This window comes from Eggerthella sinensis, assembly GCF_003339815.1.
Classification (GTDB): domain Bacteria; phylum Actinomycetota; class Coriobacteriia; order Coriobacteriales; family Eggerthellaceae; genus Eggerthella; species Eggerthella sinensis.
The window spans coordinates 52,699-65,271 of the sequence record NZ_PPTT01000025.1 but is presented as its reverse complement, the minus strand read 5'-3'; the positions used below and the strand labels follow the sequence as shown (position 1 = coordinate 65,271).

At 68.7% G+C, this 12,573-nt stretch carries 7 protein-coding genes; all 7 read right to left on the bottom strand.

The features are described from left to right. Positions 1-39: 39 nt before the first annotated feature. Positions 40-5,112: a DEAD/DEAH box helicase gene (locus tag C1876_RS13220; RefSeq protein WP_114547195.1), complete on the bottom strand. Its 5,073-nt coding sequence runs from the start codon at positions 5,110-5,112 to the stop codon at positions 40-42. 104 nt (positions 5,113-5,216) lie between these two features. Beyond that, positions 5,217-5,942 carry a TorD/DmsD family molecular chaperone gene (locus C1876_RS13215; protein WP_114547194.1) on the bottom strand — a complete coding sequence of 242 codons (726 nt, stop codon included), beginning with the start codon at positions 5,940-5,942 and terminating at the stop codon, positions 5,217-5,219. Between the two features lie 65 nt (positions 5,943-6,007). Then, the gene (locus tag C1876_RS13210) at positions 6,008-6,580 is read right to left on the bottom strand and encodes a 4Fe-4S dicluster domain-containing protein (RefSeq protein ID WP_114547193.1); all 573 of its coding nucleotides are present in this window, start codon (positions 6,578-6,580) and stop codon (positions 6,008-6,010) included. Between the two features lie 18 nt (positions 6,581-6,598). Next, positions 6,599-9,229, bottom strand: coding sequence for a molybdopterin-dependent oxidoreductase (locus C1876_RS13205; RefSeq protein WP_114547192.1), 2,631 nt, complete (start codon positions 9,227-9,229; stop codon positions 6,599-6,601). 151 nt (positions 9,230-9,380) lie between these two features. Beyond that, positions 9,381-10,118 (bottom strand): response regulator transcription factor, encoded by a 738-nt coding sequence (locus C1876_RS13200; protein ID WP_114547191.1) that lies wholly within the window; start codon positions 10,116-10,118, stop codon positions 9,381-9,383. After that, positions 10,096-11,841 carry an ATP-binding protein gene (locus C1876_RS13195; RefSeq protein ID WP_158544696.1) on the bottom strand — a complete coding sequence of 582 codons (1,746 nt, stop codon included), beginning with the start codon at positions 11,839-11,841 and terminating at the stop codon, positions 10,096-10,098. Before C1876_RS13195 ends, C1876_RS13200 begins: the two co-directional genes overlap by 23 nt. 136 nt (positions 11,842-11,977) lie before the next feature. Then, positions 11,978-12,562: a 4Fe-4S dicluster domain-containing protein gene (locus tag C1876_RS13190; protein ID WP_227112996.1), complete on the bottom strand. Its 585-nt coding sequence runs from the start codon at positions 12,560-12,562 to the stop codon at positions 11,978-11,980. Positions 12,563-12,573: the final 11 nt, after the last annotated feature.

Below are 12,573 nucleotides of genomic sequence, written 5' to 3'. Positions count from 1 at the left end.
GAGGAGGGGGGCGCTCCTCGCGTACACCCCTGCGGGGGGCTAAAACGGGGTTACGTAGAGTCTTAGGCCGTTGGGGAGGCGGACGAGGCCGGCTGCTTGGAGCACTTCGGCGAGCGGGGTGGATAGGATCGACTCGTCGTTCATCGTTTCCACCACCACCTTCTTGCGAGCGCCCTCGGCACCGGCCCGTTTGAGGGCGCGGGTTTCGTGGGCGATGAGGGCGCGCGCGGCGTCGGCGAGCGCCTCTTCGTCGGAGGTGAACGAGAGCAGGGCGCGCAGGCCCGCGGAGGCGTACAGCACCGGGACGCCGCCGCGCACCACGACGAGGCTTCCCGTGCGGCGCGTCGGACGGGCGCCGCCCTCCACCGGAGGCCACGGAATGCCCGCGCCGAGCAGGCAGGCGGGGTCGTCGGCGGCGAGCACCACCGTCTCGCTCAGGTCGGCTTCGTCCTCGCTTGCCGCGTACGTGCGCAGCACGTCGATGGTTTCGCGCGCGGCGAACTGTGCGGGGCCGAGGCCCTGCACGAACGCGCCGCGCAGCACGTCGCCCGCGTCCTCCATCGACCGCAGCACCGGCATGAGCGCGCCGAGCCCTCCGGGCACGCCCGACAGCTGCACCACGTCGCGCGTCAGCACGCCGTAGCGGTCGAGAAGGGACTCCACGAGCGCGATGGCGCGCACCGTGTCGTTCTCGGGCGAGGGCATGATGAGCGACCAGCGACCCGTGAGCGCGGCGCCCACGGCACCGTGGGCCGACGCGATGCCCTGCAGCGCCGGCGCGTCCACGGTGCGCAGGCGCCCGCGCCGGCTGCTCACCCGGCGCTTGGGGGCGCGGTACGGCTTGCCCGCGCCGCCGCCCGTGACTTCCAGCGTGGAGCGCACCGGCGCGAACGTGTCGTTCGTCACGCGTCCGCTCCACATGAGGTCGCGCAGCACGGCGGCCACGGCGGCTTCGTCCACCGGCTCGGGAGCGAGGCGCCGCCGCACGGCGTCGACGATCTGCCGGAAGAACAGGCCGCCGCCGAACCCGAGCGCCTCGACCACCGCGTTCTCGACGGACGGCGGCAGGGGCGCCGCATCGGCATCGGGCGCGCCCGAGGGCGCGTCGGCCAGATCGGGCAGCGCGGGTGCAAGCGGCGAGTCGGTGGGATAGAACGCCACGAGGCCAACCGCCTCGCGCTCGCGCGCTCCCCGCTTCTGCGCCGGCCGCGACGGTGCGTCCTCATCGTCGTCGCCCTCGCGGCGCGCGCCGGCCCACACGACATCGCCCGACGCCAGCAGCTCGTCGATCATGCCCGGTCGGTAATCGCGCACCCGGCTGGGGAACACGTGCGCCTCCCACGAGGCAGCGGGCAGGAACACGCCTTCGAACTGGGCGATGACCTGCGCCACGCCGTCGAGGCCCTCGAAGCGCTCGCCTCCGACGGGGCCGAGGCCCTGCAGGTCGAACAGGAAGCGCGTGAACGCATCCTGGCCCACCGCCTGCACGGCCCGGCGCGCTTCGGCAAGCGACAGCGAGCGCAAGCGCCGGAAGACGTCCGCCGACACCCACGTGCGCGTGCGCTCGCCCGCGTCGCACGGCTCTTCGCCGAACCGCCCCTGCATGAGGCGCGCATCGGCGGCCAAGCGCAGCAGGCTCTCCTGCGCGACGGCGCGTCCGATGCCGAAGCGCGCGGCCACGGTTTCGGTGGAGAAGGGGCCGTGCGTGCGGGCGTAGCGCGCAAGCAGCTCGTCGAGGGGATGGCACTCCCCTTCCGCAAACGCCGCAGGGGATCCTTCGCGCCGCTGCGCTCGCTCAGGATGACAAACGGCATTCCCCCATGCGGGAACATCCACGCCGAGCGCATCGCGCAGGCGCGCGGCGTCGTCCACGCCGACCCAGCGCTCGACGGCGCCGATGCTCACCGAGAACGCGCGGTGCGCGCGATGCAGCTCGTCGAGATGAGCGCGCGCTTCGGCTTCGTCGGCATGCTGCGGCGCGGACGCGCCTTCGGCATCCTCGCACCCTTCGTCGCCCTCGTCGCCGGCGTCCCCCGCCGCCCGCAGCCGGCACGCCACCTCGTCGGCGGACAGCGGCCCGAGCACGCGCAGTAGGTCGGCCACGCCTTCGACGCCGCGGGCGTAGCGCACGGGGTCGAGGCGCTGCAAGCTCTGCTCCACCTCGTGCATGACCTGCGCGTCGAGCACCTGGCCCATGTCGGTGGAGCCCAGCAGCTCGCCGAGCAGCGTCGGGTCGAGCGACAGCAGCGAGGCGCGCTGCTCGGCGTGCGGCAGGTCGCCCGCGTAGAGATGCTCGCCCACGTAGCCGAACAGCAGCGGGCCGGCGAAGGGCGACGGCACCGACGTCTGCGCTTCCACGAGACGCACCGACCCGGCCTGCACGCCCTCCATGAGCTCGTGCAGCGCCGGCATGTCGTACACGTCCTGCAAGCACTCGCGCGCGGTTTCCGCCAGGATGGGGAACTCGTGCTCGCGGCGCGCGGCTTCGAGCAGCTGGCCCGCCTTGAGGCGCTGCTGCCACAGCGGCGCGCGCTTGCCGGGTGCCGCCGGCGACATGAGCAGGGCGCGGGCGGCGCACTCGCGGAAGCGCGCCGCGAACAGCGACGTGGAATCCACCCGGTCGCGCACGATGCGGTCGAGCTCGTCGGGATCGAAGATGAACAGCTCGGCACCGGGCAGCCGCGTCTCGGTGAGGGGGATGCGCAGCAGGATGCCGTCGTCGGCCGCCATGGCCTGCGGGTCGAAGCCGAGCGTTGCCATGACGCGGTCGGACACCGCCATCGCCCACGGCTCGTGCACGCGCCGACCGTACGGCGAGTGGAGCATCACGCGCCAGTCGCCCTGCTCGTCCTCGCAGCGCTCCACCACGAGCGTCTTGTCGTCGGGCACGGTGCCGGTGGCCGCGCGCTGCGAACGCACGAGCTCGATGAGGTTCGACTGCGCGTCGTCGTCCAACCCGTCGGCCGCAAGCCGCGCGGCGATCGTCCGGTCCACCGCGAACGGGCGCTCGTCGTCCTCGGCACCGTCGCCCTCGATGCCGCCCGCGAGCGCGCGCAAAAACGCGCCGCGCATGCGCCCCGTCTCGGCCGGCCGGCCGATGCCCTCGCCGTGCCAGAACGGCAGGCGCGCCGAACGGCCCGGCGCCGGCTCCACGATCACGCGGTCGCGCGTGATCTCGCCGATGCGCCACGAGCTGGTACCGAGCGTGATGATGTCGCCCACGCGCGATTCGTACACCATCTCCTCGTCGAGCTCGCCCACGCGGCGGCGCCCCTCGTTGCCGCCGCCCTCCGGCAGCACCACCGAGAACATGCCGCGGTCGGGAATGGTGCCCGCCGAGGTGACGGCCTGGCGCTGCGCGCCGGGGCGCGCCTTCAGCATGCCGCTCTCGCGGTCCCATACGATGCGCGGCGAGAATTCCGCGAGGTCGCCCGAGGCGTGGCGCCCCGCCAGCATGTCGAGCACCGAGTCGAAGGCGCGTCGGGGCAGCTCGGCGTAAGGAGCGGCGCGGCGCACCGTGCCGTACCACGCGTCGGCGGCCACGTCGTCCATGGCCACGGCGGCCACCGTCTGCTGCGCGAGCACGTCGAGCGGGTTCTTCACCACCGACGTGGCCTCGATGCGTCCCTCCAGCATGCCCTCGGCCACCACGGCCGCGTCGATGATCTCGGTGCGGGTGCGCGGGAAGATGGACCCTGCCGAACGGCCGCCCACCTGGTGGTTCGCGCGTCCTATGCGCTGCAGGGCGCTCGCCACCGACGGCGGCGCGGCCACCTGCAGCACGAGGTCGATCGACCCCATGTCGATGCCCAGCTCGAGGCTCGACGTGGCCACGACGCAGGGCAGCTCGCCGCGCTTCAGCTCGTGCTCCACCTGCAGGCGCTTCTCCTTCGACACCGAGCCGTGGTGCGCCTTCGCGATGATAGCCGGCGCGCCCGAGGACATTTCCGCCGTCGAGCCGAGGTCGGAGCGGATGGGGGCCGCTTCCTGCTCGCCCGCGTCGGGCTGGATGCCGAGGCGCTTCGCGTACAGATCGTTGAGCCGCGCCGTGAGCTTCTCGCAGAGGCCGCGCGAGTTCACGAACACGATGGTGCTGCGATGAGCCAGCACCTCGTCGAGGATGGTCGCCTCGATGTAGGGCCAGATGGACGACGATCCCAGGCGGCTGTCGGGGCTCGTTCGAGCGGGCGCCGGGCCCGCCGCCATGGCCGCGCGCAGGGCGCGGTCGGACTTCCACGCGTCTTCGGCGGGCGCGCGCCGCGGACCGCCCGCGCGTCCCTGCCCTCGCGCAGCACCGCCGCCCGTGAGGTCGCTGCCGCCGTAGACGGGCACGGCCGTCATATCGCGCACGGGCACGCTCACGCGCACGTCCATGTCGGGCCGCTTCTCCTCGGCGACGACGCGCACCGGATGCACGCCGCCCAGAAACCGCGCGATCTCGTCGCGCGGGCTCACGGTGGCCGACAGCCCGATGCGCTGCGCCGGCTTCTCCAGCAGATCGTCCAAACGCTCCAAGCTGAGCGCCAGGTGCGCGCCGCGCTTGTCGCCCGCGAGCGCGTGCACCTCGTCGATGATCACCGTGTCGACGGTGCGCAGCGTCTCGCGCGCCTGCGAGGTGAGCATGAGGTAGAGCGATTCGGGCGTGGTGATGAGGATGTCGGGCGGGTTGCGCACGAGGCCGCGCCGCTGATCGGGCGTCGTGTCGCCCGTGCGCATGCCGGTGCGCACCGCGGGCACGTCGTCGCCGGCGGCCGCCATGCGCCCCGCGATGCCCGCGAGCGGCTCCTGCAGGTTGCGCTCGACGTCGGCGCCGAGCGCCTTCAGCGGCGAGATGTACAGCACCCGCACGCCCTTGGCAGGACGCTCCTTCTTCGGGCGCTCATGCGCGGCCGCCTTGCTCCGCATGAGCTCGTCGAGGGCGAACAGAAACGCCGCGAGCGTCTTGCCCGAGCCAGTGGGCGCGATGACGAGCGCGTTCTCGCCGCCCTCGATGACGTCCCACGCCCGCTCCTGCAACGGCGTGGGGCCGGCCGGGAAGGCATCGAGGAACCAGCCGCGCACCTCGTCCGAGAACCGGTCGAGGACATGAGAGGTGGGTTCGGTGGCATCCATGACGTCGCGCGCTCCTTCGCATAGCAGGTGCCGTCCATGGTACCAAATGCACCCGCCTTCGACGCCCGCGAACCCCACCGGTTACGAACCCGTGCGCGGGCGCATCACCGCGCAGGGTTCGGGCACGCCCCCGCCCACGCGTCCATCAAGGCCTTGTCGAGCTCGACGAAGGCGCGGAGGGCGCGGGCGAGGCGGGCGTACGTCCCCTCGGCGTCCTGCTCGCACAGCTTCTCGACGAATGCGGGCAGCCACGTGTCCAGGTGCGCCGCGACGAACGCGCGCTGGTCGGCGAGGATGCGCCCGGCCTCTTCGTCGTTCCCGTCGCCGAACGCCTCGAACGCCGCCGAGCTGAGATGCGCGAGGAAATCGAGCATCATCGACACGTGGTCTTCCGGAAAGTGGCCGAACTCCGCTGCGGCGAACCCGTACGCAGCGTAGCGATGGCGCACGTCGAGCGTGCTTTCCTGAAACAGCATCACCTCTTTGCCGATATAGGGCGACTCCCACGGGTGCACGAACGACGCACCCGGCACGAGGAACAGCCGCGTGAAGCTGGCCTTGAGCGACGCCACGCCGGCCGCGTCCTCGGCGTGAGCGCCCAGCGACGCAAGCAGGTCGGCTGCCGCCGTCAGCGTCTGCGCCCCCTCCCCGCTCCCTTCTTCCCGCGCCGTCTCGGCCAGGAAGCGAAACGCCTCGACGGTCTCGGGCGAGGCGAGCACGCGCAGCTCGTCGCTGCTCGGCTCGGCGCCGAACGCGATGTGGAACACGCGATAGGCATACGCCCGGTTCGCCAGGCGCATCGCCTGCGCTTCTATCGTAGATTCATCCATGCATCCTCCTCAAAGGCCCGAAGCCCCGCACGGCGAGCTTCGGGCCTTCCCGTTCGGTGCGGTGCTTACCAGTTGACGTCGACGAAATCCTTCGAAGCGGCCGCTTCCTTCGCCTTGATCAAAAGGCTGGGCTTCGTGGCGTCGGCAGAGGGCAGCACGGCGATCTCGCTCACGTTGTCCTCCCCGTGCTTCTGCCTCATATCGTCGTATTCGCCGAAATCGAGCGCGCGGTTGGGACACGCGGCCACGCACGCCGGCTTGCCGCCCGCCTCGCGGATGAGATAGCAGCTGTCGCACTTGCCCGCCTTGCCGTCAGGCAGAATCTGCGGCACGCCGTACGGACACGCCTTCGTGCACGAGCCGTCACCCGAGCACGCCTCGCGATCGATGACCACGGCCCCGTCCTCGCGCTTCTCGATGGCGCCGGTCGGGCACGCCGCGAAGCACGCGGGCGTCTCGCAGTGGTTGCAGCTGCCCGAGTAGCTGTAGGCCGAAACGTTGGGGAACGAGCCCACCGAGAACGTCTGCGCGTGCCGGTAGATGGTTCCCACGTCCAAGCGGTTCTTGTCCTTGCAGGCCACCTGGCAGGCACGGCAGCCCGTGCACCTCGTCATATCGAAATAGAATCCAATACCCATTCGTCAGTCCCCCTCGACCTACGCGGACACGATGCGCTGCGGCTGATCGCAATCCGCGCCGAGCGCTTCGCCCGTGTATTTCTCGACGTTGCAGATCTGGTTGTTGTAACCCGACACGCCCATGCCGCCGTACTCGGCGCCGATCAGGTAGTTGTCGGACCCCGCGCGGTCGATGCCCGTCTTCTCGTCGACGTCCACCCATGCGCCGTGCGGCACGCCCACCACGCCCGGCATGAGGATGTCGAGGATGGCCGCGTTGCGCAGGCCCTTGCCGGCCGGCGAGCTGATGAGCACGGTGTCGCCGTCCTTGATGCCCTTCGCCTCAGCGTCCTCGCGGTTGAGGAACACGGGGTTCGCCCAGGTCTCGCGCAGCCACGGACAGTTGTCGAACACCGTGTGCGAGCGACGCAGGTAGTGCGGGTTGTACATGATGAAGGGGTAGTCGCCCTTCTCCCCGCCCACCGTGCCGTCCTTGAACGTGGACTCGTAGCCCACGCACGGCACGACGTAGGTGGGGTACGGCTTGTACTGCTCCACGCCGTCGTAGCCGAAGGAGGTCATGAGGTCGTGGCGCGCCTGGCAGTAGATTTCCAGCTTGCCGCTGGCGCTCGAGAGCGGGTTGGCGGCAGGATCGCTCACGAAGTCTTCGTAGCCGATGAAACCGTGGCCGTCGTCCGGCGTGCGCTTGAACTGATAGCCGCCGTTCGCCACGAACTCGGAGAGCGCAATGACGCCCTGCTGCGCTTCGCCGGTGACGCCCCACTCCTTGATGTCGGCGTCGGTGATGGTGACGAGCGGTTCCATCTCGCCGCTCGCGCCCATGATCTTGCTGCCGGCTATCTGGTCGAAGAACTGCTGTGTCTCGGACGTCTCGTAGGCAAGCTTGGGGTCCATGCCCATGCCCTCGAGCAGCAGCGTGCCGATTTCCTGGTCGGTTTTGGCCTCGCCGAGGGGGTCGGTCACCTTCGAGTAGCAGTACACGAACTCACGGTTGCAGGTGGTCACGCCGCCGGGGCGCTCCCATTCCGTGGTCACCGGCAGGATGATGTCGGAGTAGCGGGCGTTCGTCGTCATGAACTGCGCGCGCGTGAGCACGAAGTCGACCGCGCGGTGCGCCTCGATGCCCGCCTTCTGGTGCAGCGACGTTTGCAGCGTGGCGTCCGTCACGTGGAAGATGCCCTTGATGGGGCCGAGCGTCGTGGGGATGGGCTCGTGGAAGCTGCCGTAGGAGTTCGACACGTCCAACACGTCGCCACCGCCGTTGAGGATGAGGTCGTAGAGCTGCGGCTGGCGCACGCCGGTGGAGCAGGGGTTCGTCGTCTTCGGGTTCTTCGCGCTGCCGGCGCTCACGAGGTTCGGACCGTAGTTGCCGCAGTTGGCGTGGTAGGCGCCGCCCGTCGCATGCCCCGACTTGCCCATGTGGCCGCCCATGGCGCCCAACGTCATGAGCATCTGCGGGATCATCTCGGCGCCGTTGCAGCGCACCATGCCGTAGTTGTGCAGCAGCATGGTCTTGTTGTTCTTGCCGAGGATGCGCGCGAACGCCGTAACCTGCTCGGGCGGAACGCCGCAGATCGGCTCGGCCCATGCGGGCGTCTTCGGCGTGTCGTCGTACGTGCCCAGAAGGTAGTCCTTGAGGTTCTCGTCGAGCTTCGCATCGGCCGGCATGTGATCGGCGTCGAAGCCCACCGTGTACGTGTTGAGGAAGTCCCAGTCGACGATGTCGCCCTCTTCGTCGTCGAGGCGCAGCATCTCGTAGGCGGTGGCCAGCATGAAGGCCATGTCGGTGCCGTTGCGCACGGGAATCCAGTCGGCGTCGAGCATCTGCGCGGAGGCGTTGTACAGCGGGTCGACACTCGTGAACTTGACGCCCGCCTCCTTCGCCTGGATGAAGTAGTACGTGGGCGTGCCGGCGGCCGACCACGTGGGGTTCGACGAGTACAGGATGATGTGCTCGGCGTTCAGCAGGTCGAAGCGGTCGTTCGCCTTGCCCGTGTCGGTGGGCGGCAGGCCGATCATGTCGCAGCCGAGCGTGTAGGTGCCGTGCGACGTGGTGTCCCACCCGCGCACGCAGCCGCACATCACGTTGATCACGGCATCGGGCGACTTGCAGTAGAAGCCGGTGGGGCCCAGCTCGTCGCTGATGCGCTTGATTTCCTGGCACGCGAGGTCGATGGCCTCGTCCCAGCTGATGCGCTCCCACTCGTCCTTGCCGCGCATCGCGCCGTTCGACTTCTCGCCGCCGCCGGGCTGCCACCCCTTGCGCTTGAGCGGGTAGAGGATGCGGTCGGCGCCGAAGCACTGTTGCTGCTGCGCCTTGCCGCGCACGCAGCCGCGCTGCTGCGGGAACTCGGCCGAGTCCTCATGCGAGTCGTCCGTCTTCTGGCGAACGACGGCACCTTCCTTCACCATCACCTTGTTCACGCAGCGGCCGCCGCAGTTGTGCCAGCAGGCGGCGGGCACCCACGTGCCGCCCTCCTCGGGGTTCACCGCCGGCGCGGTATCCCCTTCCTTCTTCTTCACCTCGGCCGACGGAGCGCAGCCGAACGAAGAGAGCGCTGCTGCGGATGCCGCAACGGCCAGGCTTCCCTTCATGAACTGGCGGCGGCTCCACGTCGTCGTAGGCGCACCAACGTCATGCGTATCCATACGTTTCCCCCTCTGATCTTCGTTTCACGTCGTTTGGTCGCGCCTCCGCCTCCGAGCTCCACCTCCCCCACGGATGCGCGCGTGCACTCGATCCCTCCCATTCTGGGTGCCTCCTATAGTACCGCACGAGGAGCCCCGGATGCACGTGCACTCACCCCGCCGCGGGTTCGTCCTCCGGCGGCTCGAGCATGCTCTCGTCTCCCAGGCGATATCCCTCGCGCCAGACGGTTTGCAGGTAGCGCGGTTTGGACGGGTCGTCCTCGATCTTGTTCCTGATCTTGCGCACGAACACCGCGATGCTGGCCGACTCGGGCATATACGTCGCGCCCCACACGTTCTCGATGATGCTCTGCGCGGTGAACACCTCGCCCACGTGGTTCGCCAGAAACGCGATGATCTGGAACTCCTTCGGCGTGAGGTTCACGTACTGCCCGTGCACGAGCACCTCGTTCTTTTTGAGGCGTATCTCCATGTCGGCAAGCCGCACGACGGCGCGGCTGCGCCGCTTCGACGCGCCGCTCTCCGCAACGCGCGCTCGGCGCAGGCCGGCCTCGATGCGCAGCAGCAGCTCCTGGCCGTTGAAGGGCTTCGCGATGTAGTCGTCGCACCCGGCGGCGAAGCCGATGCTCTTGTCCACGATATCGCTCTTCGCCGACAGCATGATGATGGGCAGCTTCGCGTCGAGCTGCCGAAGTTCCCGGCACAGATCGAACCCGTTCACGTCCGGCATCATGACATCGAGGATCACCAGGTCGGGGCATTCGGCGCGGTACGCGTCAAGCACGTCGGCGCCATCGCATACCGCCACGCACGTATGGTCGTGGCGCTCCACGATCTTGCACACGGCGTCGCACAGGTCGCGTTCGTCATCGGCAATCAAAATCTTCATCGTAGTCGTCCTCCTCCACGATACAAACGGGCAGCGTCACGGTGAACGTGCTTCCCACGCCCGCCTCGCTTTCCACCCGCACGGTGCCGCCCAGCATTTCGGCCGTTTTCTTCACGAGGGACAACCCCAACCCGCTGCCCCGGTACTTGCGGGAAATGGAGGCATCGGCCTGCACGAACCGATCGAAGATGCCCTCGAGGCGATCGGACGCAATGCCGATGCCGTCGTCGGACACCGCGAACACCACGCTCGTGCTCGGCGCATCGAACGTCGCCCGCAGCGTCACGTGCCCGCCCTCGTCGGTGAATTTCACGGCGTTGCTCATGAGGTTGCTCAGGATCTTGTGCACCTGCGCCCAGTCTTCCTTGATGAGCGGCACGTCGGGGGCAACCTCTGACAGGAGCGCGATGCCTTTGCCCCGCGCGATGGGGTCGGCCAGTGCGGCCACGTCCGTCACGAGGTCGACGAGGTCGATCGGCTCGCGCGCCAGCTCCACCGCGCCCGACTCCACCCGCACCATATCCAGCACGTTGTTCACCATCTCGAGCAGCGTGAGGCTGTGTGTTTTGATCTTCTCGATGCACGTGCGGCTTTCCTCGCTGTGCTCTTCGGGAGACGTTTCCCACAGATCCACGAACGCGAGGATGGCGGTGAGCGGCGTACGCAGCTCGTGGCTCAGGATGGCCACGATGTTCGTGCGGTACTCGTTTTCCTCCTGCAGCTTCTCGTTCGTCTCGGCAAGCAGCTCGTTGGCCTTCGCGATGCGTTCGCGCTGCTGCTCCAACTGCTCGTTCGCCTCGCGGTACAGCTTCGTCCTGCTGTCCACCTTCTCTTCGAGCGTCGTGTACAGCGCATCGAGCTCGCCGGCCATGGCCCGCACGCCCTCGGCGAGGTCGTTCAGCTCGCGCGTGTGCCCCACGTCGTCGATGTCCACCTTGAGGTTGCCCTGCCCCATGTCCACCATGGCCTCTTCGAGGTGCACGATGGGAGATGTGACGTTGCGGCGGAAGAACAGCACGCTGGCCCCGAGCGCCACCGACAGGAACAGCACGAAGAACAGCACCGTGCGCATCGTGTTGAGGTCGATGCCCGCCTGGTAGAGATCGGCCGGCGCCGTGATGGACACCGCGCCGCCGATGTCGCCCACTGCAAGGCCCTCCTTCGCGAACCCGGTCACGTCGAGCTCGCCCTTCGGCCCGCCGTGGCAATCCATGCAGCTGTCCGTGAGGTAGATGGCGCCCACGTAGCGGAACACCCGCTGCCCCTGCTCGTCCTCCACGAGACCGTAGTATTCCTCGTCGTCTTCGCGGTAGAAGCTGTCGAGCGCCTGGCGCTCGAACGCGTCGGGCTCGTCGAGGGCGTTGCGCGGGTCGATGCGCGTGTAGCGCAACGTGTACTGGTAGTCGGTGCTCATGGAGAATATCTTGCCCACGCTCTTGCCCACGAGCGAGCAGTACAGGCCCTTGAAGTTGTACGACCCGTCGCGGTCGTAGTTGATGTTGGGCTGCTCGTAATCGATGAAGTCCCAGGTGGCCTGCACCGATTTCTCAAGCACCCGCGCCTCCGACAGCATCTGCTCTTCCATTTGGCGGGTCTGTTGCCCGTACGACCAGGCGCTGTACGCCGCCACGAGCACCACGGCGATGCACGACATGAGCACGACGTACTGCACGATGAGCCTGCGTTTGCCGCGCGGTGCGGCGGAATCTCGTTGTGCTTTCATGCATCCCCTTCGCTGCATCCAACCCGCCCCCTGCGGGTCCCCCTTCAGCATGCCGAACGATACCCGGAAAACGGTCGCGCCGCAAGCCGGGAGGGAGGAGGCTTGCGGCGCGCGACGCCCGAACGGGCGGATGGATTTACAAGGTGATGGGCACTCCCAGCCCGTCGAGCGCTACGGGACGCGGCTTGATGTACGTGTTCGGCCCCGTCTTGCCCTCGCCCATGGCGGGCAGCGAGGTGACGAGGTCGGCGCCGTAGCGTTGCTGCAGCTCCTCGACATCGCCGAAGTCGAGCGCGCGGTAGGGGCACGCCTCCACGCATGCCGGCTGATAGCCCTGCTTGCGCAGTTCGATGCAGCCGTCGCACTTGTACGACAAACCCGACGCCTCGTCGATGCGCGGCACGCTGTACGGGCAGGCGTTCACGCACGAGGAGCATCCGATGCAGGCTTCATGGTCGATGACCACCGTGCCGTCGTCCTCGTCCTTCGTGATGGCTCCCACCGGGCACACATCCTTGCATGCCGGCACCTGACAGTGGTTGCAGGCGGCGGAGAAATGGTACATCTTCACGCTGGGGAACGTGCCCACCTGGTACGAGCGCACCTCGCGCAGCACCGTTCCCACCTCGAGGCGATTCTTGTCCTTGCACGCCACCTGGCATGTCTTGCAGCCGGAGCAGCGCGTTTGATCGTAGTAGAACCCCACTTGCTTCATAGCCATAGCCGTCCCCC

Bases quoted from the DNA above. Each gene is read 5' to 3' on its own strand.
- C1876_RS13220 (WP_114547195.1), bottom strand. From the start codon at position 5,112: ATGGATGCCACCGAACCCACCTCTCATGTCCTCGACCGGTTCTCGGAC.
- C1876_RS13215 (WP_114547194.1), bottom strand. From the start codon at position 5,942: ATGGATGAATCTACGATAGAAGCGCAGGCGATGCGCCTGGCGAACCGG.
- C1876_RS13210 (WP_114547193.1), bottom strand. From the start codon at position 6,580: ATGGGTATTGGATTCTATTTCGATATGACGAGGTGCACGGGCTGCCGT.
- C1876_RS13205 (WP_114547192.1), bottom strand. From the start codon at position 9,229: ATGGATACGCATGACGTTGGTGCGCCTACGACGACGTGGAGCCGCCGC.
- C1876_RS13200 (WP_114547191.1), bottom strand. From the start codon at position 10,118: ATGAAGATTTTGATTGCCGATGACGAACGCGACCTGTGCGACGCCGTG.
- C1876_RS13195 (WP_158544696.1), bottom strand. From the start codon at position 11,841: ATGAAAGCACAACGAGATTCCGCCGCACCGCGCGGCAAACGCAGGCTC.
- C1876_RS13190 (WP_227112996.1), bottom strand. From the start codon at position 12,562: ATGGCTATGAAGCAAGTGGGGTTCTACTACGATCAAACGCGCTGCTCC.